Source organism: Streptomyces sp. NBC_00271, from assembly GCF_036178845.1.
Classification (GTDB): Bacteria; Actinomycetota; Actinomycetes; order Streptomycetales; family Streptomycetaceae; genus Streptomyces.
This window is the reverse complement of the sequence record NZ_CP108070.1, coordinates 10261573-10287742: the sequence shown is the minus strand read 5'-3', so window position 1 is coordinate 10287742 and position 26170 is coordinate 10261573. Positions and strand designations below refer to the sequence as shown.

Here is a 26170-nt window from a genome sequence, read left to right as displayed (position 1 = left end):
GCGATGCGTGAGATCCTCCCGGCGCTGGAGCGGTGGTACGCGGCGGGCTCCCCCTTCGGGCTCGCCACGGTGGTCACGGTCAGCCGCAGCGCGCCCCGGGACCCGGGGGCCGCCATGGCCGTGGGGCCGGGCGACGAGGTCGTGGGCAGTGTGTCCGGCGGCTGTGTCGAGGGGGCGGTCTTCGAGCTGGCCCAGGAGGTGGTGGCGTCCGGCGAGGCCCGCCTGGAGACCTTCGGGTACAGCGACGAGGACGCGTTCGCCGTGGGACTCACCTGCGGCGGCGAGATCACCCTGCTCATCCGCCGGGTGACGCCCGCCGAGGACCCCTCCTTCGCCGCGGTCGCCGACTCGGTGGCCGCAGGCCGGCCCGTGACGGTGGCGACGGTGATCGAGGGACCGGCGCCGCTCGGGGCCACGCTCGCGGTGTGGCAGGACGAGGTGGCGGGTTCGTTGGGCTCCACCGGTCTGGACGTGGCCGTCACCGCCGACGCCCGCGGTGAACTGGCCCAGGGCGCCACGATCCGGCGGCACTACGGGCCGCACGGCGAGCGCCGCGAGGACGCCGTGACCGTCTTCCTCCATTCCTTCGCGCCGCCCCCGCGCATGCTGGTCTTCGGCGCGATCGACTACGCGGCGGCGGTGGCCCGCATCGGGGACTTCCTCGGCTACCGGGTCACGGTGTGCGACGCCCGCCCGGTCTTCGCCACCGCCAAACGGTTCCCGGCGGGTGTGGAGGTCGTCGTGGACTGGCCGCACCGCTATCTGCGGGGTACGACGACCGACGCGCGCACGGTGATCTGCGTCCTGACCCACGACCCGAAGTTCGACGTGCCCCTGCTGGAGGAGGCACTGCGCCGCCCGGCCGCGTACATCGGGGCGATGGGCAGCCGTCGTACCCACGACGACCGCAGGAAGCGGCTCATCGACGCCGGTCTGTCGGAGAGCGAACTGTCCCGGCTGCGCTCGCCGGTCGGGCTCGACCTCGGAGCCCGTACGCCGCAGGAGGTGGCCGTGTCCGTCGCCGCGGAGATCGTCGCGCTGCGGTGGGGCGGCAGCGGGGCGCCGCTGACGGCGACGGGCGGGGCGATCCATCCCGGACCCGTCGACACGCCTGCCGGACCCGTCGCTACGCCTGGAGGAGAGCAGCATGGAACTGCATCATGAGTTCACCGTCCCCGTTCCCGTCGACGACGCCTGGCGGGCGCTCCTCGACGTCGAACGGATCGCCCCGTGCATGCCGGGCGCGACGGTGGACGACTACGACGGCAAGACCGTGACCGGTTCGGTGAAGGTCAAGGTGGGGCCCATCACGGTGACGTACCGGGGCACCGCCGTCTTCGAGGAACAGGACGAGTCCGCGCACCGGATGGTGCTGATCGCGAACGGCAAGGAGACCCGCGGCCAGGGCACGGCACGGGCCACGGTCACGGGCACGCTCGCCGAACGCGACGACGGCACGGCGGTGTCGGTGCGCACCGATCTGACGGTCACGGGGCGTCCGGCACAGTTCGGTCGCGGCGTCATGGCCGAGGTGGGCGACAAGCTGGTCGGGCAATTCGCGGAGTGTCTGGCGCGGCGCCTCGAGGAACCGACCGAACGGACCGAGCCCCCCGAGGCGGTCGAACCATTCCGATCGGCGCAACCAGTCCAACCGGTGCAGTCGGTCCAACCGGTCCAACCGGTCGAGCCGATCGACCTGTTGCGGGCCGCCGGGCCTCCGGTCGCCAAACGCGTGGGGGTCGCGGTGGCCACCGCCGTACTGGCCCTGGTCTTCGTGCGCATACGACGGCACCGGCACGCCTGAGTGCCTCAGCCGGGGTCGACGCGGTGCAGGGTCACCTCGGTCAGCCGTCCCTCGGTGACGGTCGCGGTCATGTACGTGTGGTGCGGCTGGCGGCGGCGGTCGGTCGGGGAGCCCGGGTTGAGCAGGCGCAGGCCCGTCCCGGTGGTGGTGTCCCAGGGAATGTGGCTGTGTCCGAAGACCAGGACGTCGAGGTCGGGGTAGCGCTCGGCGCAGCGCCGTTCGCGGCCCTGGGCGGCACCGGTCTCATGGACGACGCCGAGGCGCAGACCGTCCAGGTCGACGCGGGCGACCTCGGGGAGGCGGGCGCGCAGGGCCGGGCCGTCGTTGTTGCCGTACACCCCGACGAGCCTGCGTGCCCGCTCCTCCAGCAGATCGAGGGTGGCGGTGTCCACCCAGTCGCCCGCGTGGACGACGACGTCGGCGTGCGGGAGTTCGGCCATCAGCTGCGGCGGCAGTGCCTTGGCCCGCTTGGGCAGGTGGGTGTCGGACATCAGGAGCAGACGCACGGCACCCACCCTAGGAGTGCGGTCGTGTCACCGCGAGGAGTGCGGTCGTGTCAGCACGCGCCCTGCCGAGAACATGGACTTCCATGATCGGTTCCGCTTGAACGGCAGCTCGAACAGCTTGGCGAACAGCCACGCTCCCAGCACCGAGGCGGGCAGTGCCAGTGTCAGCGTGAACCAGAACGCGGGCAGACCCGGCGATACGAAATGTGGGGCCATCTTTCGGCAGACGATCATGACGATCGGCAGGTGAACCAGGTAGAGGCTGTAGGAGAAGTCGCCGAGGCCGCGCATGGGACGCGTGGCCAGGAGCCGCATGAGGACGGCGGGCCTTCCGGTGGCAACCGCCGCGATCATCATGGTCATGGCGGGTGCCACGGCGAGATCGATCCAGAAGTAGTGGTCCACCGTCCACGCCGACCCCTTTATGACGACGAGGGCCACAACCGGCAGGGCGGCCAGAGCGGCGAGCCAGTGCCAGGGCAGCCGCCGGATCCTCTCCGGCGCGACGACGATCCCCGCACCCACCAGCCCCGCGACGAACACGGGGGCGAGGTTCGGCGTCAGCCAGTTCACGCCTTCCACCGGGGACGCGTTCGGCGCCAGCAGGCCACGCGCGATCACCAGGAGCGTCACGCTCGCGACCAGGACGACCGCGCCCAGCCGCCGTCGGACGAGAAGGAGGAGCGGAAAGACGAGATAGAGCTCCGCCTCCACGCCGATCGACCAGAAGGCCCCGTTCGGCGTGGGAGCCGTGAAGATGTCCTGGACCACGAAGCCGTACACCAGAATCGATGTGCCGGTCGGCGGTCCGAAATGCGAGGCGGGCACCACGAACCAGGCCACCGCCAGGCTCAACGCGAGTGCCGCCCAGTAGGGAGGCAGGATGCGCCACGCGCGCCGCCGCAGGAACCGGGAGACGCCGCCCAGCTGCCAACCGTTGCGCGCCGGTGAGATGGCCAGGGAGAAACCCGACAGCACCAGGAAGAAGACTACGGCGAGACGCCCGTACATCAGCCAGCCCAGCCAGGCGGGACCCCTGTTCTCGGGAAAGCCCGGCATGGTCAGAAGCCAGCAGTGGAAGAGCAACACGTACAGCGCGGCGAGGCCGCGGAGCCCGTCAAGGCCCAGCACCTGGCCGCGTCCACGCGTTTCGGGCCGCTCCAGTGGTGGAGAGACGGTGAGTGGGGTTCCCATACTCTTTCTCACGTGCCGTTCCGGGCCGGTGTTCACCTACCGTCCGATCATCGGCGTGTACGCCTCGGGGTCGGTGAACTGGAACAGCGGACCGGGCCGGCCGCTCAGGTCAGCGTATCGGCGCGGGGCCCGGCCGGGTCCGCGAGCGTCCGCGCCAGCCGCCGTATCTCCGCCACCTCCAACGCCGGGTTCGCGGCTGCCGGATGAGCCAGTTCCTCGTCGTCGAGGAGTTCCGTCAGCCGGGGCCGGGGGAGGTTCGGGTGGCGGGCTGCCGCGGCCCGTACGGCGGGGTCCGGGTCCCTGGTGAGGCGTTCCACGACGGTCGGCGCGATCTCGGGGTCGCGCATGGCCAGGGCCCTGACCTCGGGGTCCTCGTGGTCGGCGAAGGCGGCCAGTCGGGTGGTCGGGAAGTTCGGCCGGGTGGCGAGGTGGGCGCGGTCGGAACCGGTGTACTCCAGGAAACTGCGCAGCAGCAGCGCCGCGGGGGCGTCGGGATGGTTCTGGGCGAGCGTGACGCGTACACCGAGGTCCTCGTCGTCGGCCAGGCGTGCCACGAGGTCCGGCGGGAGCGAGTGGACCCCGGCCGCCTTCCTGCGCAGCATCGGATGGGCGGAGAGGGCGTCCCGGCGGACGTCCTCGGGGGCGCGTGGCACCCATGCTGCGGGCCAGTGGGAGAAGCCGCGGTCCATGGGCACCTCGTAGTCGATCGCGGCCCGCTCCTCCTCGCTCAGCGCCGGGTGCAGGGACAGCGCGAGCCGCACCTTGGGGTCAGGGTCCACGGCGAGCGTACGGCGTTCGGCGGGTCCGAGGTCCGCGCGGTACGCGATGCCTTCCCGCACCTCCGGGTCCGGATCGGCGGCCAGCAGGACCACCACGTCGGCGGGGAGGCTGGGGTTGCCGGCGATCATCGCCCGCTCGTCGTCACTGGCCGGAGCGGTCAGGACAAGGTCCACGACGGCTCTGGTGAGGGGCCGGTTGCACAGCATGTCGGTGCGTCCGTGACAGGGCTTGGCGGGAAGCTCGCTCTCCAGCCAGGCCGCATCCTCGTTGCGCGTATGCAGCAGCGCCCTGTCCCGGACGCCCTCGTCGGGGTCCGCCAGCAGCGCGGCCCGCGCGTCGGCGGACAGCCACCCCCACGCGCCGACCCCCCAGCGGCGGACCTTCGCGTCCGGGTGTGTGTGCATCGTCCGCAGCAGCTCGATGGAGATCTGCTGGTAGAAGAAACCGGCGAGTTCGTCGTTCCCGTACGTCCTGATCATGTGGACGAGGGCCTCGTCGGGCAGTGGCTCGGGCCGGACCGGGAAAGGCATCCGGGGTCCATCGGCGAGGTGCGCGCGGACGAACCACTCCGGATCGTCGATCAGCCGTACCCGCTGGGCCGGAGCGACGTGGGGATTGCGGGCGAAGAAGCTGCGGGTGTACGTGTCGGGGTGCTCGATCACCGCGTCCACGACGGCGTCGGGCAGGACCCGGTCCCGGCACAGCACCATCCGTACCGCCGCCGGACCCTCGGCGAGCAGCCGTAGCAGGACGTCCTGCGGGGTGGAGGGGTTGAGTGCCAGCCCGGCCAGCCGCCGCGCGGCCAGGTCGGCTTCCTCCCATATCCGCTCAGGCGTCTTCCCCATGCGCAGTGCCCCCCGTGTGTATAGCGGCCCCCGCCCCCAGGAGCACCTGGTGCCCGACCCTATCCCCCTGCGTCCAGCGGGATTTCGCTCCACACCTGCTTGCCGCCGCTGACCGGCACGGTGCCCCAGGTCGTCGACATGGCCTCGACGAGGAGGATGCCACGGCCGCCGGTGGCCTCCCAGCCGATGCTGGTGGGCTTGACGGGCGTACGGGGTGAGGTGTCGGCGACGGAGATCCGCAGGCGGTGGTTGATGAGGGTGATGTCGAGTCTGACCTGCCCGTCGGTGTGTACGAGGGCGTTGGTGACGAGTTCGGAGACGACCAGGAGCGCGCCGTCCATGCTGTCGTCGGGCACGCCCCAGGCGCGCAGAGTGCGTCGGGTGAAGCGGCGGGCGTGCCGGACCGCCTCCGGGACGCGCCACACCGTCCAGCTCTCCCGCAGCGGGCGGGTCGCCAGACCGTCGTAGCGCATCAGGAGGAGGGCCACGTCGTCGCTGCGGTTGGCCCCCGTGAGCAGTCCGTCGGCCACCACTCCGAGGTGGGCGGGGTCGGACGCGGTCAGTTCGCCGGCCAGTCGGTTCAGTCCGTCCTCGATGTCGACCTCGGCGGACTCGACGAGACCGTCCGTGGTCAGGGCGAGGACCGTGCCGCGCTGGAGTCGCAGCGGGATCATCGGGAAGTCGGCCTGGGTGACGACGCCCAGTGGTGGTCCGCCCTCGGACACGGTGACCTCCGTTGTGCCGTCCGGGTGACGCAGCACGGGCGGGTGGTGTCCGGCGCGTACGCACCAGGCGGTGCCCTCCTCCAGGTCCACGTCGACGTAGCAGCAGGTGACGAAGAGGTCGGTCTCCAGGTCCATGAGGAGTCGGTTGGCGTGCTGCACGACGACGTCCGGGGGGTGGCCCTCGATGGCGTACGCGCGCAGAGCCGTGCGCATCTGGCCCATCAGGGTGGCCGCCTGGGCGTTGTGGCCCTGGACGTCGCCGATGACGAGGGCGACGTGGTTGTCGGGCAGCGGGATGACGTCGTACCAGTCGCCGCCGACCTCCAGGCCCGCCGTGGTGGGCAGATAGCGGGCGACGGCTACCGCGCCGGGGATCCGGGGCAGGCGGCGCGGCAGCAGGGAGCGCTGGAGCATGCCGACCAGCTCGTGTTCGGCGTCGAAGGCGCGGGCGCGTGTCAGGGCCTGGCCCGCGAGGCCCGCGGACGCGGTGAGCAGCGCGCGCTCGTCGGCGCCGAACTCGTGCGGGTCGTCCCAGCCGATCAGGCAGGCACCCGCCATCCGGCCGCCTGCGGGCAGCGGCAGGATGGCGAGACCGCCGGGGCCGACGTCGGCGAGCGCCGGTTCCAGGGGTGCTCCGGCGGGCCAGACGGCGGGACGCCCCTCGATGAGGGCCGCCTCCAGCGTGGGCATGGCGCGTACGGGCGCGTCGGGCCACTCCGAGCGCCACTCGGAGCGCCACACCTCGGGCCAGGCTTCGGGCTCGGGAGGGTCCAGGAGGGTGACGACGAGACGGTCGCCCTCCAGCTCGGCGAGGGCGATCCGGTCGGCCCGCAGGGGGCCCCTCAGCGCGGCCACCACGGCCCGGCCGACGTCACGGACGGTGCCCGCGATGGCGAGGGTCGAGGCGAGTCGCTGGACGCGGGCCACGTCGCTGACGCCGGAGCGCAGCTTGGAGGCGTCGGCGACGGTGCCTACGAGGTGCGCCGGGCGCCCCTCTCCGCCGGGCACGAGACGGCCGCGCAGCCGTAGCCACTTCGGCTCTCCGGAGGGCTGGAGGATGCGGAACTCCAGCTCGCGGTCGCCGATGGACATGTGGTCCGCCTCCACCACGGACATCAGCGCGGGCAGGTCCTCGGGGACGGTCATCGACAACAGGCTCTCGACCTTGCCGTCGAACTCGGCCGCGTCGAGGCCGAACAGCTCCAGCAACTCGCCGTCGACCTCGAGGTGTCCGGTGTCCATGGCGAGGTCGAAGGAGCTGGTGGGCCGGGCGGCGGTGGCGCGCGGTGAGCCGGGCACGGGGACCACGGCGGCCTCGGCGATGAGGCCGAGGCACTCCCGGTCCTCCTCGTCGAAGCCGCCCGGGCGCTCGCCGGCCGCCACGAGGCAGCCGCCGTCCGGTAGGGGCAGGACGGCCAGCCAGAAGTCCTGGGACGGCAGCCTGCGGGCGTCGGCGCAGCGGGCGATCTCCGCCGGGCCGAGCCACAGCGGTCGGCCCGAGCGGTACGCGTCCACCGCCGGGGAGCCGCCGGTGAGGACATAGCTGTCGCGCAGGCCGTAGAGCGTCCTGGGGACGCCTGCCGACTCGGACAGGTACAGCTCGTCGCCGCTCTCGGTGGGCGAGTACACCGCGACGACGCTCGCGCCCGCGAAGACGAGTGCCTGTTCGAGCACGCGGCGCTGTCGCTCGCGCGGGTCCAGGTCCGGGGTGGGCGTCTTGAGGGCAAGTTCGGCACGCAGCGCCCTCTTTCCGCGTTCCGCCGCGCCCTCACTGACCACGTCCGCAATTACAGCGCTTCCGGGACGCTCGCGCAGCCCCTGCGACCGTTCCGGGGCTGTCGGGCCTGCGGCGGAGCCCGCATGCGGCACCCTGTGCCGCGCGTGGCGTTCGCCGTGCGGGAAGGGCCGTCACGAGGGAGCCTTGATCCCTGAGTCCCGTCGCGCGGCCCTGCGAGGAGGTGGTCGGCGTGTCCGACTGGCAGGGGTCCGTGCAGGCGCCGGCGGGTCGGCGGACGCCGGTCGGGCTGCCGCTGCTGTCGCTGACGCTGGCCTCGATGATGGAGTCGGTCCACGCCCACTCCGGGGCGGTGTACCTGCTGACGCCGGATGAGGCCGTGCTGGAGATGGCGGTCATGGCGGGCATGCCCAGGTCGTTCGCGGCGCCGTGGGAGCGGGTGGGGCTCAACGCGCCGATCCCGGTCGCCTTGGCGGTGCGCGAGCGGCGGCTGGTCTGGGTCGGTGGCGAGGAGGAGATGGCCCGCCGCTTCCCGCGGATCGCCGTGGTCCTGCCGTATCCCTTCGCGCTGGCCGCCCTCCCGGTGGCGACCGCGGGCACCGTGTACGGCGCCGTCTTCGTGACCTGGCCCGGATCGCATCCGCCGGACCTCTCCGACCGGGAGCGCGACCATCTCACGGCGTCCTGCGCCCGGCTCGCGCTGCGTCTGGAGCGGGCGGCGGTGGAACGGCGTCCGTCCCATCCCGAGCCGGATCTGCTGGCCTCGTCCGCGGCTCCGGCCACCGACGTGCTCGGCACGCTGGAAGCGGCGCGGATGGTGGCGCGGTTGCCGTACGGGCTGTGCGCCCTGGACCTGAACGGCCGGGTCAGTTTCGCCAACGCCGCGACGGCGGACATGCTCGGTGTCCCGGTCAGCGGGCTGCTGGGCACCCAGCTGTGGGCGTCGGTGCCCTGGCTCAACGACCCCGTCTACGAGGACCGTTACCGGGCCGCGCTGATCAGCCAGCATGTGACGTCGTTCGTCGCGCTGCGGCCGCCGGGCGACTGGCTGTCGTTCCGGCTCTATCCGAGTACGACCGGCCTGAGCGTGCGTATCTCCCGGGCCCGGGCGGTGGCCGAGATGGGGCGCGTCGAGTCGCGGCACGGCGAGGACGACACCACCCCGCGCCTGGTGACCATCTCCCAGTTGCTGAGTCTGGCCGGCGCGCTCACCCAGGCGGCGAGCGTCGAGGACGTGGTGCAGCTGGTGGCGGACGAGATCGCGCCGGCCGTCGGCAGCAAGGCCCTGGCCGTCCTCGGCTCGCGATCCGGCCGCCTGCACGTGCTCGGCCACCGTGGGTACGCGGACGCGCACATCGTGGAGCGCTGGCACGGGGTGCCACTGAGCGCGCAGACCCCGGGCACCCAGGCCCTGAAAACCGGGGTGCCGGCGTTCTTCGACTCCCGTCAGCAGCTGGAGCGCCTCTACCCGGGCCGGTGTGCGACGCCCGACGGGATGGCGGCATGGGCGTACCTGCCGCTGATCGCGTCCGGACGGCCGGTGGGCACCTGCGTCCTCGGGTACGCGGAACCGCACACCTTCCCGGCGGACGAGCGTGCCGTGCTGACCAGTCTCTGCGGTCTGATCGCGCAGGCCCTGGAGCGGGCCCTGCTCTACGACGCCAAGCTGCAGCTGGCCCACGGTCTGCAGGCCGCGCTGTTGCCGCACTCGTTGCCCGCGCTGCCCTCGATCGAGGCGGCCGCGCGCTATCTCCCGGCCACTCAGGGGATGGAGATCGGCGGGGACTTCTACGACCTGATGCCCTCGCACGGTCTGGCCGCCGCGGTCATCGGTGACGTGCAGGGGCACAACGTGACGGCGGCGGGCCTGATGGGGCAGATCCGCACGGCCGTACGGGCGTACACGACCGTCGGTCAGCCGCCGGAGGAGGTCATGCGCAGCACCAACCGGCTGCTGATCGACCTGGGGGCCGAGCTGTTCGCGAGCTGTCTCTATCTGCGTCTCGACCCGGCGCGCGAGGTGGCCGTCATGTCACGCGCGGGTCACCCGCCCCCTCTGCTGCTCCGGCCGGACGGGCGGGTCCGGGTGCTCGACCTGGCCGGTGGGCCACTGCTGGGGATCGACGCGGCCGCCACGTATCCGACGACCGAGGTGCCGTTCGTCCCCGGTTCGGTCCTCGCCCTGTACACCGACGGTCTGATCGAGTCGCCCGGCGTGGACATCGAGGACGCCCTGGCCGACCTCGGTCGGAAACTCGCCGAGGGCGATGACCTGTCGCTGAACACGCTGGCCGACCGTCTCGTCGAGCAGACCGGGGCGGTGATGCAGGAGCGACTCGACGACGTGGCGCTGCTGCTGTTGCGGGCACGTCCGCACGACTGAGCGGTACCGGAACCCCGCGGGGTCCGGCCCTCTCGTGAGCGGCGGGGAAAAGCGGTGGGGTCCGGCCCTCCCGCCGGAGGGCCGGACCCTTCCACTGCCGACCGGGCCGTGGTGGCACGGTCGGGTCAGTGGCTCGTGGTCACCGGTGTCACGGGGTGCTGGTCACCAGGCCGGAGCCCGCGTCCATACCGGTGCTGTTCTCGTCGCTGCCGGTCCCGGACTCGTCGCCCGCAGCCGGGTCACTGGCCGCCGGGTCCGTGGCCGCGGGGTCGGTCGCCGCCGGGTCCGTGGCCGCCGGATCGGTGGCCGCGGGGTCGGTCGCGGCCGGGTCGGTGGCTGCCGGGTCGGTGGCCGCCGGGTCGGTCGCCGCGGCACTCGCGTCGCCGGCACCCGCGGCGTCACCCGCGCCGAGCGTCGCGCCGGTCGCCTGGAGGGCGGCGGTCACGGGCTGGAAGAAGGTCTCGCCGCCGACGGTGCAGTCACCGCTGCCGCCGGAGGTCAGGCCGATCGCGCTGCCGTCCTGGGTGAACAGCGAGCCGCCGCTGTCGCCCGCCTCGGCGCAGACGTCGGTCTGTATGAGACCGGTGACGGTGTCGACGCCGTTGGGGTCGGTCTCACTCTGGAAGTTGACCGTGGCGTCGAGACCGGTGACCGAGCCGTCGTGCAGACCGGTGGTGCTGCCCATGCGGAGGACCTGCTGACCGACCGTGGCGTCCGCCGCCTGGGTGATCTGGACGGTCTTCCCGTTGCCGACGTTCACCTCGCTCGCCGTCTGGGTGGCGGGGTCGTCGTACTTCACGAGGGAGAAGTCGCCGGCACCGGGGAAGGTGGCCTGGTCGACGGTCGCGATCGGCTGCCCGTTCTGCGAGTCCGACCACTGCTTGGCCGCGACACCGCAGTGCCCGGCGGTCAGGAAGGCGGGGGCGCCGTCGCTCGCTGTGACGTTGAAGCCGAGGGAACAGCGGACGCCGCCGGCGTCCGTCTGGGCGAAGATCGCGTCACCGCCCGACACGAACGTCTTGAACGTACCGGCGGACTTCTTGACCGTGGCCACGCCGGAACCGAGCGAGTCGACGGTCGACGTCAGCTTGGCCCACTTCGCACCTGTGACGGTGCTGTCGGCGGTGACCTGGACCTGGTTCGTCTTGGGGTCGATCGACCAGGCGGTGCCGGGGATGGTCGCGTCGGACTTCAGCGTCTTGGCAGCCGTCTTGAGCGTGGACAGGCTGTTGTTGACGCTGCGGGGAACAGCGCCGGCCTTCTCGACGGTGTTGACGACATTGCTGTTGTTGCCAACGATATTGACGATGACCTGCTGCTTCGAGGCGTCCCAGTACGCGCCGCCGAAGGCGTCACCGAGCTGGGAGGCGATGAGCGAGGCCAGGCTCGAGGCGTCCGCGGACTTCAGCGTCTTGGGAGTGGCGTCCTTCGCGTCGGTCTGCGAGGCGTTGGCGTGGGGCAGCAGCAGAGCCGCCGCTCCGAGCGCCGCGACGCTTCCGACAGCGATGGCGGCCTTGCGCTTGGGAATCCTTTTGTGACTCAACTCTTTGACCTCCTGGGGACGGGGTCGAGGCCACCGTCCGGCGGCTGACTAGGGGGCGCCTGGATGCCTGTTGATACGCGTGAGCCGCGCGGGCTGTTCAACTGTGTTTAGAAAGGAGCTGAGTTGGCTCGGCCAAACACATGAAATACCAGGCAATCGGGCCATTACACCGAGTGAGCAGCCGATATGACACGCTCCGCTACCGATCGGTGACGGTCCGTCTTCCGGCAGGAACGGAATCCCTACTTCAGGGAATCTGCACATCGAATACGCAGGCGCGTCACGGTGGACAGCGGATCTGCACACTCGCACGCCCCCCTCCGCGCCATTGCGGTGGGACTGTCCCTTTCGGGCGCGGGGCGACAAGCGCGGGGACGGAACAATGCCGTGCAGCATGTGAAGAACTGACTGCCGAGACGTGCGCACACCTGCACGGTTGGGCCCCGACCGCGCTCAAGTTCCCAGGTGAGAGCCCCGGTTGATTGGATGCGCGTGCCACGAGCGTGCTTTGATCCGTTGCACCGCGGAGGTCGCAGCCAGGCATCCGGGAACGGGCGCCGCACAGCGCCCGGAATCGGGTGCCGCACCCCCGCGGTGGCGGCCGTCATCTGTCCCCAGAGGGGGGCCGCTCTCCCCCTTATGAATATCCATACGAAGGGAAGTTCCCTCATGAACTCCACCCCCCAGGTTGCCACCGCCGAGATCTCGGACGCCGACCTCGACAACGTCTCCGGCGGCCTGTCGCTGAACGCCGTTGGCACCGTGGCCGGCCTGGTCGACGGTGTTGCCCCGGTCTCCGGCCTGGTCAACACGGTCGTCGGCACCGTCGAGGGTGTCACCGGCCTCAACACCGCCCCGGTCACGGGCCTGGTCGCCGGTCTCTGATCGCGTTTCAGTGCCGTTGAGTCCCGGAACCACTCCCCGGTTCCGGGACTTCTCGGATGCCGTAAACCTCTCGAACAGGTGAGGGAAGTCCCGTGCAGTTCCGCCAACAGGCCCTCGCCAAGCTGCAGTCGCCCGAAGAGCTCGACCTTCCGGTGCGCTTCGCCCGCCCCCAGGGCTGGCTCGCCCTGTCCGTGACGGTGGTCGTCATGGCGGCGGCGTCCGTCTGGGCCGTGACGGGCACGGTGGCGTCCACCGTGAGCGCGCCCGCCGTCCTCACCCACGGCGAGGGCAGTTACATCCTGCAGAGCCCCGTCGCGGGGCAGGTCACCGAGGTCGTCGCCCAGGAGGGCGAACGGCTGCCCGCGAACGCGCCGGTGCTCAAGGTCCGTACGGCCCAGGGCGGTACGACCGTCGTCCGCACGGTCGCCGCGGGACGCGTCACCGCGCTCGCCGCCACCATCGGCGCGATCATCTCGACCGGCGCGAACGTCGCCGCCGTGGAGAAGGTCGCCCACGCCGACGACCCGCTCTACGCGACGGTGTACGTCCCCGCCGAGAGCGCGGCCACCATCCCCGCGAACGCCGCGGTCGACCTCACCGTGCAGTCGGTGCCGACCCAGCAGTACGGGGTACTGCGCGGCCATGTGAAGGCGGTCGGCCGGAGCGTGCAGACCCCCCAGCAGATCTCCTCCTTCCTCGGTGACAGCCAACTCGGCGAACAGTTCACCAAGAAGGGCAGGCCGGTGGCCGTCCTGGTCCGCCTCGACCGCTCCACCGCGACGAAGAGCGGCCTGAAGTGGTCCTCGGCCGACGGGCCGCCGTTCGCACTCACCTCCATGACCCTGGCCACGGGTTCGATCCGCCTGGCCGATCAGCGCCCCGTCGATTGGCTCCTGCCGTGACCACCGCACCAGACACCCGGAGCAGACGCCGCACCGCCCCGCCCAAGCGCACGGTCCCCAAGGCGAAGGGGAAGACGGTCCGCACCCCCACCGTCCTCCAGATGGAGGCCGTGGAGTGCGGCGCCGCCTCCCTCGCCATGGTGCTCGGCCACTACGGCCGCCACATCCCCCTCGAAGAGCTGCGCATCGCGTGCGGTGTCTCCCGGGACGGCTCGCGCGCCAGCAACCTGCTCAAGGCGGCGCGCAGTTACGGCCTCACGGCCAAGGGCATGCAGATGGACACGGCCGCGCTCGCCGAGGTGAAGGCGCCCGCGATCCTGTTCTGGGAGTTCAACCACTACGTCGTCTACGACGGCATGGGCCGCCGCTTCGGACGGCGCGGCGTGCACATCAACGACCCCGGCAAGGGCCGCCGTTTCGTGCCCATGGAGGACTTCGACACCAGCTTCACGGGTGTGGTGCTGGTCATGGAGCCGGGGCCCGACTTCCACAAGGGCGGCCGCAAGCCGGGCGTCCTGGGTGCCATGCCGGCCCGGCTGCGCGGCACCTCGGGCACGATGCCCGCGGCCGTGCTGGCGAGCCTGCTGCTGGTCGCGGTCGGCGCGGCGGTCCCCGCGTTGAGCCGGACGTACATCGACACGTATCTGATCGGCGGCCGGACCTCGCTGCTGGGCGTGCTGTTCACGTCGATGGGCGCCTGTGTGGCGCTGACCGTCGTGCTGACCTGGCTCCAGCAGGCGAACCTGCTGCACGGCCGGATCATCTCCTCCACCCTCTCCAGCGCCCGCTTCCTGCGCCATCTGCTGCGGCTGCCCGTCACGTTCTTCTCCCAGCGCAGCCCGGCCGACCTGGTGCAGCGGCTCCAGTCGAACGACGCGGTGGCCGAGACCCTGGCCCGCGACCTCGCGGCGGCCGGCGTGGACGCGATCGTGGTCGTCCTGTACGCGGTGCTCCTCTACACCTACGACCCGCAGCTCACGGCCGTGGGCATCGGCGTCGCGCTGCTCAACGTGATCGCGATGCGCGTGGTGATCCGGCTGCGCGCGACCCGTACGGCGAAGCTGCGCGCCGACAACGCGCGCCTCACCAACACCGCGTACACCGGCCTCCAGTTGATCGAAACGATGAAGGCGACCGGCGGGGAGGACGGCTACTTCCGCAAGTGGGCGGGCCAGCACGCGACCACCCTGGAGGAGCAGCAGCGCCTCGGGGTGCCGAGCGCCTGGCTGGGTGTGGTCGCACCGACGCTCGCGACGCTCAACTCCGCGCTGATCCTGTGGATCGGCGGGCTGCGGGCGGTCGAGGGGCACATCTCCGTCGGCCTGCTCGTCGCCTTCCAGGCCCTGGTCACCCGCTTCACCGCGCCCCTCACCCGGCTCAACGGCGTCGCGGGCCGCATCCAGGACTTCGCCGCCGACGTGGCCCGGCTCAAGGACGTCGAGAACTTCCAGACCGACCCGCTCTACGCCCGCTCCGGCAGCGGCGAGTCCACCCGCAGGCTCCAGGGTCATGTCGAGCTGGAGAACATCACGTTCGGCTACAGCCCGCTCGACAAACCCCTGCTCACCGGCTTCTCCCTGACGGTCGGCCCGGGCCAGCAGGTGGCCCTGGTCGGCGGCTCGGGCAGCGGCAAGTCCACGGTCTCCAGGCTCATATCGGGCCTGTACTCCCCGTGGGAGGGCACGATCCGCATCGACGGACAGCGACTGGAGGACATCCCGCGCGGCGCGCTCGCCGCCTCGGTCTCCTTCGTCGACCAGGACGTGTTCCTCTTCGAGGGGACGGTCCGCGACAACGTGGCCCTGTGGGATCCGTCCATTCCCGACGAGGCCGTGGTCGCGGCGTTGGAGGACGCGGCGCTGTACGACGTGGTCACGCGCCGCCCCGGTGGCATCCACAGCCGGGTCGAGCAGGACGGCCGCAACTTCTCCGGTGGCCAGCGCCAACGCCTGGAGATCGCACGGGCGTTGGTGCGCCGGCCGAGCATCCTGGTGCTCGACGAGGTGACCAGCGCGCTGGACGCCGAGACCGAGCAGACGGTCATCGACAACCTGCGCAAGCGCGGCTGTGCCTGTGTGGTGATCGCGCACCGGCTCAGCACCGTGCGCGACAGCGACGAGATCGTCGTGCTGCAGCACGGCACGATCGTGGAACGCGGGCGGCACGACGCCCTGGTCGCGGCCGGCGGTCCGTACGCCGAGCTGGTCAAGGAGCGATGAGATGACCACGGTTCACGAGGGCGCACGCGAGGGAGACCTCGTCCTCGGCGCGCTCGGCGGCATGGGAACGCCGGTCGACTGCTCCGGCCTCGGCCGCCTCGATCTGGAAGGCCCGCAGGTCCTCTGGCTGGTGGCGGCGGGCGCCATGGACCTGTTCGCGGTCGACGCCGTCCAGCAGGGCCACTGGCACCACCTCGGCCGCCTCGAAGCGGGCTCCCTGCTGCTCGGCCCCGTCGCCGGCCCGCAACACACCCTCGTGGGGCGGCCGTTGCGGGACTGCGTGGTGCGCCGGATCGTGCTGCGCGAGCTGTACCAGCAGGTGGACACCCAGACCTGGTCCTACGACGACTACGGCAACCCCCAGTACGTACCGCCGACGTCGAGCCCGCTGGAGTACGCCCTCGCCCTCGGCGTCGGCCGCAGCCTGTCCATTCTCTTCCAGGCGCCGATGGCCACGGAGAACGCCGCCGCGCTGACCGATGACGACGTCTTCTGGATGCAGGTGCCGCCCGGGAGTGTCCAGTACGGCTCCCTGTACGGCGCCGAGGCGGCGGCCGATCTGCTGATGGACTCCGGTGTCTGGCAGGGCATGGTCGACCAGCAGTATCGACTGCTGTCCACGCTCGACCGCTGGATCGAGCAGTTGGAGGCCAGCCACGAGGACCGTACGGCGGCGGGCATCAAGGCGGGCGAGGCCGTCCGCGCCCAGGCCGACCGCACCCTGCTGGCGTCGATCGGCAAGTCGTCCAAGCGCCCGACGGCGGCCGACGCGGACGCCACGTACGCGGCCTGCAAGCTGGTCGCCCGCGCGTCCGGGATCACTCTCGCCGAGTCCGCGCAGAGCGGCACGGAGAGCGACCGGCTCGATCCGGTGGAACGGATCGCGCTCGCCTCGCGCGTCCGCACCCGTGCCGTACGCCTCGACGGGCGCTGGTGGCGCGACAACATCGGCCCGCTGGTGGGCCACCGTGCCGTGTCGGGCTCGCCGGTCGCGCTGTTGTGGCGGCGCGGCGGATACGTGGCCGTACAGCCGTCTTCGGGGCGGGAGACCCCCATCGAGAAGGCCAACGCGCCGGAGTTCGAGGCGCGGGCCGTGATGTTCTACCGTCCGCTGCCCGAGCGGAAGCTGAGCCCGCTGCGGCTGCTGCGTTTCTGCCTCCAGGGCACCGGCGGCGACCTGCGCAACCTCGCGATCAGCGGTCTCGTCACCGTCGCGATCGGCGCGCTGGTGCCGATCGCCACCGGCCAGGTGCTCGGCGAGTACGTGCCCAAGGCCCAGCACGGCCTGATCGTGCAGGTCTGTCTGGCCATCATGGTCACCAGCATCGTGTCGGCCGCGTTCATGCTGCTCCAGAACCTCACGATGCTGCGGATGGAGGGGCGGATCGAGGCGACGCTCCAACCGGCCGTGTGGGACCGGCTGCTGAGGCTGCCGACGAAGTTCTTCACGTCCCGCTCGACCGGTGAGCTGGCCAGCGCCGCCATGGGTATCAGCGCGATCCGCCGCCTCCTCGCGGGCGTCGGACCGACGCTCGCACAGGCGGGCACGGTCGGCGCGATGAACCTGGGGCTGCTCCTTTGGTACAGCGTGCCCATGGCGCTCGCCGCGATCGGCATGCTCGTCGTCATCGCGGCCGCGTTCCTCGGGCTCGGACTGTGGCAGGTGCGCTGGCAACGCCGCCTGGTCGTGCTCAGCAACAAGCTGAACAACCAGGCGTTCCAGACCCTGCGCGGCCTGCCCAAGCTGCGGGTCGCGGCGGCCGAGAACTACGCGTACGCCGCCTGGGCGGGCGAGTTCGCGCGCAGCCGTGAGCTCCAGCAGAAGGTCGGCCGCATCAAGAACCTCACGACGGTGATGGGCGCGGTGTACCTGCCGCTGTGCTCGCTGCTGATGTTCATGCTGCTCGCGGGTCCGGCGCGCGGCTCGCTGTCGGCCGCCGACTTCCTGACCTTCAGCACGTCGATGACGATGCTGCTGACCTCGGTCACCCAGGTGACGGGCGCGTTCGTGTCGGCGGCGGCCGCGCTGCCGATGTTCGAGGAGATCAAGCCGGTGCTCGACGCCACGCCGGAGGTGCGGGTGGCGAGCACCCGCCCCGGGGTGCTGTCCGGTGCCATCGAAGCCCGGCGGCTGTCCTTCCGGTACGCCGACGACGGCCCGCTGGTCCTGGACGACGTGTCGTTCGACATCAAGCCCGGCGAGTTCGTGGCGATCGTCGGCCCCAGCGGCTGCGGAAAGTCCACGCTGCTGCGGCTGCTGATCGGCTTCGACAAGCCGGTCTCGGGCAGTGTGCTCTACGACGGACAGGATCTGGGGGCGCTCGACCAGTCCGCCGTACGCCGTCAGTGCGGTGTGGTGCTCCAGCACGCCCAGCCGTTCACCGGCTCGATCCTGGACTGCATCTGCGGCACCGAGCCGTACACGCCCGAGGAGGCGATGGCGGCGGCCGAGATGGCCGGCCTGGCCGAGGACATCAGGCGGATGCCGATGGGGCTGCACACCATCGTCTCCGGCAGCGGGGCGATCTCCGGCGGCCAGCGGCAGCGCCTGATGATCGCCCAGGCGCTGATCCGCCGGCCGCGCATCCTCTTCTTCGACGAGGCGACCAGCGCGCTCGACAACGAGACCCAGCGCACGGTCATCGAGAGCACCCGGGCGCTCAACGCCACCCGGATCGTGATCGCGCACCGGCTGTCCACGGTGCTGGACGCGGACCGTGTCATCGTGATGGAGGACGGCCGGGTCGCCCAGCAGGGCCCACCCGCGCATCTGCTCGCGGACACGGGCGGGCGGCTGCACGAGCTGGTGCGACGACAGCTGGCCTGAGTCGGCGCCGTCAGTCCATGCCCGGTACCGGGGCGCCGGACGGGACCCCGGCCTCGACGTAACGGGCGTAGATCTCCTTCCAGGGCGCAGTGGCCCCGGCGTGCGGGCCCTCGAGGCGCTCGCCGCGGGCCTTCGCGTCCAAGGCGGCGAGGCACACCTCCCAGCCGGCGCCGTTGCGGGCGGCGGTGTTCTCGGCCGCGAGGACGTGGGTGAGGGTGAAGTGGGTGCGCTTCTCGTCCAGGGCGTCGAGGTCGAAGCGGAGCTCGTCGCCGCCCCAGTCGAAGGAGAGGTGCCGGGGCGGGTCGACGGCGAGGACCCGGCCTGTGGACTCGGGCATGTTCGGGTCGCCGCTGAACCTGATCGTGCCGCCGGGGCGCAGTTCGATCTCGGCCCGGGACGGGAACCACGCGGCCAGTTCGTCCGGGTCGGTCACGAACCGCCAGACGCGGTCGACGGGGTGGTCGTAGGTGCGGCTGAAGCGGACGGCGGGGCGGCCGTCGTCGAGGGTGAGGTAGGTGCCGGTGAGCGCGGTGGGTTCGGCGGACATGTGGCTCAGTCCTTAGGGGTGGGGTCTTCCGGGGGGTCCGACGGCTCCCCCGCCGTCCTGTCCAGGCGGCGGCCGAGGGCGTCCAGGCCCTCGTTCCACAGCGTCCGGTACGGGGTCAGCCAGGCGTCGAGTGCGGCGATCGGGGCCGGGTCGAGGGTGTAGACACGGCGTTGCGCGTCCTGTCGTACGCGCACCAGGCCCGCGTCCCGGAGCACCCGCAGATGCTTCGACGTGCTCGGCTGACTCAGACCGCACGCCTCCACGATCTCTCCGACCGGCCGCGGGCGCTCAAGGAGCAGCGCGACGATCGCACGACGGTGGGGGTCGGCGAGAGCGGTCCAGAGGGTGGCGTCGGACATGGCCTCAATATGCCTCGGCGGTTATATTCCCGTCAAGGCATACGCGTCCAGCGCCGACCGGGCTCCGGCCGCCACTGTGACGGCCACCTCACTCGCCACCCCCAGCGAAACGTTGCCGTTTCGCTGGGGGTGTTCTAGTGTCGAGGTGTACGAAACAGTTTCGTTTATGTTCCCGTAATCCCTGAGCGACTTCCCTGGAGTGGTTCTCCCATGTCCCAGACCCTGACCGAAGGTGCCCGCAAGGGCACCGTGGACGGTTCGTCCACTCCATCGTCGAAGCGATGGTGGATCCTCTCGATCATCGGCATCGCACAGCTGATGGTGGTCCTCGACGCCACCATCGTGAACATCGCCCTCCCCTCCGCCCAGGCCGACCTCGGCTTCTCCGACGGCAATCGGCAGTGGATCGTCACGGCCTACTCGCTGGCCTTCGCCTCCCTGCTGCTGCTCGGCGGACGCATCGCCGACCTCTTCGGACGCAAGCCCGCCTTCCTCATCGGTATCGCCGGATTCGCCGGAGCCTCGGTGCTCGGCGGCGCCTCCACCAGCTTCGGGATGCTGGTCACCGCGCGCGCCCTGCAGGGTGTCTTCGGCGCGCTGCTCGCGCCCGCCGCGCTCTCACTGCTGAACACGACGTTCACCGACGCCAAGGAACGCGCCAAGGCGTTCAGCGTCTACGGGGCGATCGCCGGTGCCGGTGGCGCGGTGGGCCTCCTGCTCGGCGGTGTGCTGACCGACGCGCTCGACTGGCGCTGGACGCTGTTCGTGAACCTCGTCTTCGCGGTCGTCGCCTTCGCCGGTGGCTGGGTGCTGCTGAGCAATCACCGTGACGCCGCCAACTCCAAGCTGGACCTGCCGGGCACGCTGCTGGTCTCCTCCGGCCTCTTCGCCCTCGTCTACGGCTTCTCCAACGCCGAGACGCACGACTGGAGTTCGCCCCAGACCTGGGGCTTCCTGGCCGCCGGTGGTGTCCTGCTGAGCGCGTTCGCCTGGTGGCAGACGCGCGCCGAGCACCCGCTGCTGCCGATGCGCGTGCTGCTCGACCGCAACCGTGCCGCGTCCTTCGTCACCGTTCTGATCACCGGTGCGGGCATGTTCGGCGTCTTCCTCTTCCTCACCTACTACCTGCAGCTGAACCTGGGCTTCAGCCCCACCAAGACAGGTGTGGCGTTCCTGCCGATGATGGCGGCCCTGATGGTCATGGCCCAGGTCTCCACCACCATCCTGGTGCCGCGGATCGGACCGAAGGTCGTCATCCCCGCGGGCTTCGCGATCGCGGTGGGCGGCATGGCCTGGCTGACCGGCATCGGAGTCGCCTCCGACTTCTCGACCGCCGTGCTGCCGCCGCTGCTGCTGATCGGCGCGGGCCTCGGCATCGTGATGCCGCCCGCCATGTCGCTGGCCACCAGCGGGATCGCGGCGGAGGACGCGGGTGTCGCCTCCGCGACGGTCAACACCATGCAGCAGGTGGGCGGTTCGATCGGTACGGCGCTGCTGAACACGCTGGCCGCGAGCGCCGCCACGAGCTACCTCGCCGGCAAGGACGCGACCAGCAAGCTGGTCCAGGCGCAGGCGACGATCGAGAGCTACACCACCGCCTTCTGGTGGTCGGCGGGCTTCTTCGCCGCGGGCGCGGTGATCGCCTTCCTGCTCTACCGCCGCGGAACCCTGGACGCGGACCCGGACGCCGTGCGGGCCGTCCACATGTAGGTCCCGTGTGATCACCCACAGGCCGAGGGGCCGCCGTCTGCAGGGAGACGGCGGCCCCTCTCACGTCCGCGGCGCCGGGGATGCCGGGCGGGTTCGTTCCGCTGTACGGAGGGCCGGTACACGACGAGCGTGCGTCGCGCCTTCTCCAGCCTCAACCCGGGCGGCGCGGGCGCGACTTCACCGTCGTACGCGAGTGTGTCCGTACCACCGAGCTCCGCCAGCTCGACCCACGGAACCACCTCCGCTCCATAGACCCGGGACCGGCCGAGCGTGCCGGCGAGCGCGGAGACGATCACCCGGGTGCGGGCGAGCCGGTGTGCGCCGTCGATCAGGCGCAGGTCGATCAGCCCGTCGTCCAGGCGGGGCCGGTAGCCGGGAGCGAAGCCCTGGGGTTCGTAGCGGCCGTTGCCCGCGAAGAGCAGCCACAGACGGCGGTGGTGTCCGTTGACGCTCAGTTCCACGGGCGTCGCGGTGCGCAGCACCCGGACGAGGGCGACGGCCGCCGCCGGCCACTTGCCCATGCGCCGCTCCAAGTGCTCCCGCATCCGGACGAGTTCGGGGTACAGCCCGATGCTGAAGGTGTTGAGGAATTGCACCTCTCCATCCGTCCCCGACCGCGCCACGCCGAGGTCCACGGCAACCGCCTCGCCCCGCCGGACCGCGACGGCGGTGTCCTCGACATCCTGTACGCCGACGTCCTGGGCGAAGTGGTTGAGGGTGCCGCCGGGGAACACCGCGAGTGCGAGCCCCCGCCCGACCGCCGCGCGGGCCGCCGCGTTGACACTGCCGTCGCCCCCGCACACACCGAGCACACCGCCCGCCGCCCCGGCCCGCTCGACCGCCCGGTCCACCGCCCGCTGAAGCAGCGCGGCGAAGTCGTCGTCCGGGCCGCGCTCGACCAGCTCGGCCCGCGGCAGCAGTTGGCGCAGCCGCTCGACGGGCGGCAACGGGGTGCCGGGCCCGCCCGTCCCGGCCGGTGTGTTGACGAAGACGACGAGTCCTTCGCCGCCGGGCAGCGTGGGCGCGGGCACCGAGGGCCGTTCGCGCGCCGGGAGCGCGGGGCGCGGCGGCCACCAGCGGCAGGTGAGCGCGGCGGCCGCGACGCCGATCGCCATCCCGGCCAGCACGTCTCCGGGGTAGTGCACCCCGACGTACACCCGCGAGAAGGCGACGGCGGCAGCGAAGGGCGCGACCAGGGCACCGTATCCGGCCGACTCCAGGGCGACTCCGGTGGCGAACGCCGCGGCCGAGGCGGAGTGGCCGGAGGGGAAGGAGGTGGTGTGCGGCTGACGCTTCAGGTGCCGGATCGACGGCACGTGCTCCAGCAGCGGACGGGGCCGCCGGGTGCTCCACTTCACGACGGTGTTGACGGTCAGCGAGGCGATCGCGAGCGAGCCCGCGCCCCGCAGGGCCGCCCGGCGGGGTACCCGGCCCCCGACGAGCGCGAGGCCGGCCGCCGTGCCGAGCCACAGCCGTCCGTGATCGGCGGAACGGCTGAGCCGTCGCAGCGCCGGATCCGCGCCGGGCACCCGTGCCGCGGCCACCCGCGTGAACAGCCGTCGGTCCCACTCGCCGAGAACGCTCATGCCCCACGGCTACGGCACCCGGCCCGCCTCGGCATCCCCAGTCAATACACCATCCCCAATATTCACCCGTTCGAGTGAATGGGGGAGTGTCCGTGGCGACCTGAGGATGTTTCCGGCCAGGCCGGGGTAGCTAGCGAGACCACATGACCCTCGCAGATTCCGGGCTTCCCTCGACCAACCCCTACGCCCACAGTTATCCGCGCGGTCCGTTCACCGTGGTCGAGGTGACGGGAGAGATCGACATCGCGACGGCGGAGGCGCTGGCCGTGCATCTGTCGGCGGCGACGGCCCGGGCCGAGCCGGACGTGCTGGTCGATCTGCGCCGGGTGGCCTTCTTCGACTGCTCGGGTTTGCGCGTACTGTGCCGCGCCGACACGAGGGCGCGGGAGCGCGGCGGGCGGCTCCGCGTCGTCTCCGACGGGCCCCGCGTCCACCGCCTCCTGCGCGCCGCGCGCCTGCTCAGCCGCTTTCCGCCGCTGGCCGACCTCCCGGAACCACCGGTATCGACGCACCCGCAGGGCCGCCGGGCAGTTCCTCCTCCGTCCCGTCCGGAAAGCGGATCAGAACCCCGCCCCCGGTCGTGACCCGGGCGCTCGCACCGGCGAGTTCGGGATCGCGGCCGAGGACCACCAGGGTGACGAGGAGATGGACCCCGCCGGGGTGAACGGGCAGCGCGAGATGGGGAGTGGCCGAATGGACCCCATAGGCGTTGGCGTCCCTCGCCCGCGCGACCAGGCCGTCCCCCGACGCGTCCCAGCCGAGCAGCCCGACGACCGCGCTCGTCAGCCCGTCCGGGCGTCGCGCCCGCGCCCATCGCGGCCCCGTGCCCTCCGCCGGCGGCCCGGCGTCGTCGGCCAGCGCCCACCCCCCTTCGCGTACGACCGCGCCGCGCGGCCCCGCCACCCGGTGCACCCGGACCTCCCACGGACCGTGCACCACGCTGGTCGTCTCGATGCGGTGCTCGGCGCCCGCCAGACGTGCCGTGTGCCAGGAGGCGGCGCGGCGCCCGGCCGCGCCCAGCGGATGGATCCGGCCGCGCCGGGACCGCGTGCCGTCCGCCGCGACCAGCGCGAGGTGGTTGTCGATCCCGGCGCCCCCGGTGCCGATCCCGATCCCCTCGGTGTCGGGCGCCGCCGCGCTGGCGTACGCGAACCTCGTGTAGTGCGGGCTGTCCTCGTCCGGTGCGGGCGGGGGCGGCAGGCGGTCGCTGCCGTGGTTCACCAGGCGTACGACGCCGTCGGCGGCTGTCGAGTGCAGGAGCCAGCCCGGGACCGGCAGCGCCACGCACGAGTCGGCCGTGTCCACCGGGCCGGGCTCCTCGGGGGCCGTCCACACGGGGTGGTCGGCGGGGAGCAGCAGGCCGAGGAACGCCTTGCTCGCCCAGTACGGGGAGGCGGGTCCCGAGTAGCGCTGGGTGACCGGGAGAAAGGGGCGGTACCAGCCGAGCGACAGCAGCCCCTGCTCGTCGGGCACACCGCGTTCGGCGAAGTGCCTCAGGGCTCCGGAGGCGAGGCGTCGGGTCACGCCCGGTGCCAGCGGGGTCGCGTCGGCGAGGACGCCCGCCCACAGGGGGGCGGTGGTCGCGAACCGGTAGGTGAGGGAGCGGCCCTGGTGCACGGGGGCGCCGTCCGCGCCGAAGAAGTACTGATGGACGCCGAGGAATTCGCGTAGTCGGGCGCGGTGCTCGGCCACCAGCTCCGGGTCGGCCCGCGATCCGGCGACGCGCGCCCACAGCACCGGGTACAGGTGCAGGGCCCAGGCGTTGTAGTAGTCGAACTTGCGGCCGTCGCCGTCCGTGTACCAGCCCTCCCCCCGATACCAGTCCCCCAGCCGCGCCAGCCCGGCGTCGATCTCGTCCCGGCTGTGCGGGGCGCCGACCGAGGCGAGGAACTCCTCCGTGATGACCTGGAAGAGCCGCCAGTTGGAGTCGTTGACCCGCGCGCCGATGAATCCGCTCAGCCAGTCGACGACACGGCCGCGTACGGAGTCGTCGAGGCGGTCCCAGATCCAGGGGCGCGTCTCGTGCAGGGCGATCGCGACGGACGCGGCCTCGACCATGGGCTGGCCCCGGTCGGTGATGGGCGGCCACCGGTCCGGGCCGTGCGGGTCCGTCCCGGCGGTGAGCCCGGCCGCGTAGCGCTCGATCAGCGCGGGCCCCACCCGGCCGCCGGAGCCCGCGATACGGAAGGCGGCGAGCAGGAAGGAACGTGCGTAGCCCTCCAGGCCGTCGGACCAGGGGCCGGAGTGACTGGCCCGGCCGGGGAGCCGGTACTGGGCCGAGGTGGGTGAGGCGTGCGGGAGCAGACCGTCCAGGAGGCGGTCGGCGGTCGCCTCCCAGTGGGCCCGGGTCCAGCCGGTGACCGGTGAGGTGGTGGGGTCGGGGGGCGGCAGGTGTGTCGGGGCGGTGAGCGGCACATGCGGGACGGTCATACGGGGGTGGATCCTCCGTCTTCGAGGGCCTAGGCCCCCGGCGGGGGCGGCTGGACGCTGTCGCGCACGACGATGTGGGTGCCGAGCAAGTGGTGGGCGCCCGCCGCGTGTTCGGGGTCGCGCAGGGCGATGCGGACGGCGGCGCGGCCGAGTTCCTCGGCGGGGGTGCGGACGGTGGTGAGCGGGGGGTTGAAGTCCTCGGCGAGCGGGATGTCGTTGTAGCCGACCACCGAGATGTCCTGGGGCACGCGCAGCCCGGCGTCGGCGATGGCCCGCAGGGCTCCGGCGGCGACCATGTCGTCCCCGGCGAAGACCGCGGTGAAGCGCGCGGGGCCGGCGTCCGGGGTGGCGGTACCCGGGGTGGCGGTGTCGAGGGTGTCGCCGTCCGGTGTGGCGGTGTCACCGGGGCCCAGGTCCCCGCCCTCCTTGAGCAGTTCCGTCATCGCGCGGTGGCCCGCCGCCCGGCCCAGGCCGCAGTCGACGACGTGGGCGGCCTCGGGGCCCAGGCCGTGTTCGGCGAGTGCGGCCCGGTATCCGGCGACGCGGGCGTCGAGGGCCGTGTTGCCGGGCAGGCCGCCGAGGAAGACGATCCTGCGGTGGCCGGCCGAGAGCAGATGGCCGGTGATCGCGCGTGCCCCGGCCTCGTTGTCGAACTCGACGACGAGCGCCGGGATGTCGGGATCCGGTGCGGGCCTCCCGCACAGGACGAGCCGCGCGCCGGACGAGGCGAGGGCCTGGGCGTAGTGCGCGACGCGCTCGCGGTAGGCGTCGTCCTCGACGACCCCGCCGACCAGGATCACCAGCCCCGCCCCCTCCTCGCGCATCAGCTGGACGAACTCCAGCTCGCGCGCCGGGTCACCGCCCGTGGTGCCGACCAGGCAGAGCCAGCCGCGGGCGGCGGCCTCCGCCTCCACGCCCTCGGCGACCTGGGCGTAGAAGGGGCTGGTGACCTGGCGCAGGACGACGGCGACCATCTTGCGGCCGCCGCCGACCAGGGCGCGGGCGTGCGCGTTGGCGACGTAGTCGAGGTCACGGGCGGCGCGCAGCACCCGGGCCCTGGTGGACGCGGGCACCGGGTGGTTGCCGCTGAGCACGCGCGAGACCGTGGCCATGGACACTCCGGCCCGCTCGGCCACCTCGCGGATCGTGACCCGCCCCTTCGACGTCATGTCGTTCCCCATCCCCATGCC

General features: G+C 72.1%; 18 protein-coding genes and 1 pseudogene. 9 read left to right on the top strand and 10 right to left on the bottom strand.

Translation table 11 applies throughout. The annotated features are described in order from the left end of the window. Positions 1-3 precede the first annotated feature (3 nt). Both OG798_RS46830 and OG798_RS46825 read left to right on the top strand, forming a co-directional pair. A complete protein-coding gene (locus OG798_RS46830; RefSeq protein ID WP_121413966.1) occupies positions 4-1164 on the top strand; it encodes an XdhC family protein in 1161 nt (386 codons plus the stop codon). Beyond that, on the top strand, positions 1148-1804 hold the full coding sequence (locus OG798_RS46825; RefSeq protein ID WP_328759110.1) for an SRPBCC family protein: 657 nt from the start codon (positions 1148-1150) through the stop codon (positions 1802-1804). The genes OG798_RS46830 and OG798_RS46825 overlap by 17 nt, the downstream gene beginning before the upstream one ends. A 5-nt stretch (positions 1805-1809) precedes the next feature. On the opposite strand, the gene OG798_RS46820 is transcribed toward OG798_RS46825, so the two are convergent. The 4 genes from OG798_RS46820 to OG798_RS46805 all read right to left on the bottom strand — a co-directional run bounded on the left by OG798_RS46820 (position 1810) and on the right by OG798_RS46805 (position 7633). Beyond that, the gene (locus tag OG798_RS46820; RefSeq protein ID WP_095857540.1) at positions 1810-2310 is read right to left on the bottom strand and encodes a metallophosphoesterase family protein; all 501 of its coding nucleotides are present in this window, start codon (positions 2308-2310) and stop codon (positions 1810-1812) included. Positions 2311-2337: 27 nt separating this feature from the next. Continuing rightward, a complete protein-coding gene (locus OG798_RS46815) occupies positions 2338-3504 on the bottom strand; it encodes an acyltransferase family protein (RefSeq protein WP_328759109.1) in 1167 nt (388 codons plus the stop codon). A gap of 104 nt (positions 3505-3608) precedes the next feature. Continuing rightward, complete coding sequence (locus OG798_RS46810; RefSeq protein ID WP_328759108.1) at positions 3609-5129, bottom strand: hypothetical protein; 1521 nt, start codon at positions 5127-5129, stop codon at positions 3609-3611. Between the two features lie 59 nt (positions 5130-5188). Beyond that, positions 5189-7633 carry a SpoIIE family protein phosphatase gene (locus OG798_RS46805; RefSeq protein ID WP_121413967.1) on the bottom strand — a complete coding sequence of 815 codons (2445 nt, stop codon included), beginning with the start codon at positions 7631-7633 and terminating at the stop codon, positions 5189-5191. A 179-nt stretch (positions 7634-7812) separates the two neighbouring features. On the opposite strand from OG798_RS46805, the gene OG798_RS46800 reads away from it, so the two are divergent. Continuing rightward, positions 7813-9972, top strand: a complete 2160-nt coding sequence (locus OG798_RS46800; protein ID WP_328759107.1) for a SpoIIE family protein phosphatase — start codon at positions 7813-7815, stop codon at positions 9970-9972. 148 nt (positions 9973-10120) lie between these two features. On the opposite strand, the gene OG798_RS46795 is transcribed toward OG798_RS46800, so the two are convergent. Then, positions 10121-11515, bottom strand: coding sequence for a S1 family peptidase (locus tag OG798_RS46795; protein WP_179436335.1), 1395 nt, complete (start codon positions 11513-11515; stop codon positions 10121-10123). A 669-nt stretch (positions 11516-12184) separates the two neighbouring features. Between OG798_RS46795 and OG798_RS46790 the strand changes: the two genes are divergently transcribed. The 4 genes from OG798_RS46790 (at position 12185) to OG798_RS46775 (ending at position 18348) form a co-directional block, all read left to right on the top strand. Next, complete coding sequence (locus OG798_RS46790; RefSeq protein ID WP_095850888.1) at positions 12185-12400, top strand: type A2 lantipeptide; 216 nt, start codon at positions 12185-12187, stop codon at positions 12398-12400. A 92-nt stretch (positions 12401-12492) separates the two neighbouring features. Further along, positions 12493-13302, top strand: coding sequence for an HlyD family efflux transporter periplasmic adaptor subunit (locus OG798_RS46785; RefSeq protein ID WP_328759106.1), 810 nt, complete (start codon positions 12493-12495; stop codon positions 13300-13302). Further along, positions 13299-15521, top strand: coding sequence for an NHLP family bacteriocin export ABC transporter peptidase/permease/ATPase subunit (locus tag OG798_RS46780; RefSeq protein WP_095850890.1), 2223 nt, complete (start codon positions 13299-13301; stop codon positions 15519-15521). Before OG798_RS46785 ends, OG798_RS46780 begins: the two co-directional genes overlap by 4 nt. Before the next feature lies 1 nt (position 15522). After that, a complete protein-coding gene (locus OG798_RS46775) occupies positions 15523-18348 on the top strand; it encodes an NHLP bacteriocin export ABC transporter permease/ATPase subunit (protein ID WP_121413970.1) in 2826 nt (941 codons plus the stop codon). Between the two features lie 10 nt (positions 18349-18358). Here OG798_RS46775 and OG798_RS46770 read toward each other — a convergent pair whose 3' ends face one another. Both OG798_RS46770 and OG798_RS46765 read right to left on the bottom strand, forming a co-directional pair. Continuing rightward, a complete protein-coding gene (locus tag OG798_RS46770) occupies positions 18359-18895 on the bottom strand; it encodes an SRPBCC family protein (RefSeq protein ID WP_097223696.1) in 537 nt (178 codons plus the stop codon). Between the two features lie 5 nt (positions 18896-18900). Continuing rightward, positions 18901-19254: an ArsR/SmtB family transcription factor gene (locus OG798_RS46765; protein WP_121413971.1), complete on the bottom strand. Its 354-nt coding sequence runs from the start codon at positions 19252-19254 to the stop codon at positions 18901-18903. A 210-nt stretch (positions 19255-19464) separates the two neighbouring features. Here OG798_RS46765 and OG798_RS46760 point away from each other — a divergent pair, with 210 nt between their 5' ends. Continuing rightward, the gene (locus tag OG798_RS46760) at positions 19465-20964 is read left to right on the top strand and encodes an MFS transporter (protein ID WP_095850894.1); all 1500 of its coding nucleotides are present in this window, start codon (positions 19465-19467) and stop codon (positions 20962-20964) included. An 11-nt stretch (positions 20965-20975) separates the two neighbouring features. Here the strand turns inward: OG798_RS46760 and OG798_RS46755 are convergent, their stop codons facing one another. Then, positions 20976-22550: a bifunctional phosphatase PAP2/diacylglycerol kinase family protein gene (locus tag OG798_RS46755; protein WP_328759105.1), complete on the bottom strand. Its 1575-nt coding sequence runs from the start codon at positions 22548-22550 to the stop codon at positions 20976-20978. Positions 22551-22693: 143 nt separating this feature from the next. Here OG798_RS46755 and OG798_RS46750 point away from each other — a divergent pair. Then, a pseudogene (locus tag OG798_RS46750) lies at positions 22694-22996 on the top strand (STAS domain-containing protein); the annotation flags it as partial. A gap of 13 nt (positions 22997-23009) precedes the next feature. Here the strand turns inward: OG798_RS46750 and OG798_RS46745 are convergent. Together OG798_RS46745 and OG798_RS46740 are read right to left on the bottom strand one after the other, a co-directional pair. Beyond that, a complete protein-coding gene (locus OG798_RS46745) occupies positions 23010-24980 on the bottom strand; it encodes a DUF2264 domain-containing protein (protein ID WP_257016357.1) in 1971 nt (656 codons plus the stop codon). A 29-nt stretch (positions 24981-25009) separates the two neighbouring features. Further along, positions 25010-26149, bottom strand: a complete 1140-nt coding sequence (locus OG798_RS46740; RefSeq protein ID WP_095857542.1) for a LacI family DNA-binding transcriptional regulator — start codon at positions 26147-26149, stop codon at positions 25010-25012. Positions 26150-26170 lie beyond the last annotated feature (21 nt).